General features: G+C 40.8%; 1 protein-coding gene. It reads right to left on the reverse strand.

Features of this window, described 5'->3' with window-relative positions:
- Positions 1-667 (reverse strand): transposase (locus FHQ08_RS12630; protein WP_230914744.1); only part of this gene is annotated, 667 nt, incomplete at its 3' end.
- Positions 668-684: the final 17 nt, after the last annotated feature.

Raw genomic sequence — 684 nt, forward strand, 5'->3', positions numbered from 1 at the left:
CATAATCTAGAGCACGATAGGTTCGAAGGTTTCGCACGAAACCACTCTTGTCTTTGCGGTGACCTTCTCTAATAAAGTGGAATTTGATGCCATGCTCGTCAGTATAGTAATCTTTGATCGGATCATAGTTCCAGTTCATTATTTTACTTGCATCACGTCGATAGGATCGAGTCTGCTCTTTTTCGAACATCCCGTAAGGGATCAGAGCTTGTGCAGTCAGTTTGTTTTCAATGTAGTTATAATTCTGTTCACTACCGTAGCCCGCATCTGCCACAATATATTTTATTGGTGTTGTTTGGAAATCCATAGATTGTAAAAATGGGATCAGCGTTCTTTGATCAGCTGGTCGTTGGTTGATATCGTAGTATAGTGCAAACTGATTTTGAGTCGCGATCTGAAGATTATAACCTGGCTTCAACTGACCATTTTGCATTGCATCTTCTTTCATGCGCATAAAAGTTGCATCCGGATCAGTCTTAGAAAAACTATTTCGATCACCAAAAATTGCATTGTTAGACTCATATTTACGTTTTCTAGGTAGGTAGTCACTGTCGATTAAATGACGGTCATGTTTGAACTTTCGCCGTAGGCGTTTGTTAGGTGAACCGCCGGGAATAATCGGCTCTGTCGCAATCACTTGATCTAACCGTTCGATTTCGTTAGTCAACTGCTCGGACGTTTTTT

It is taken from the genome of Agrilactobacillus fermenti, from assembly GCF_021030645.1.
Classification (GTDB): domain Bacteria; phylum Bacillota; class Bacilli; order Lactobacillales; family Lactobacillaceae; genus Agrilactobacillus; species Agrilactobacillus fermenti.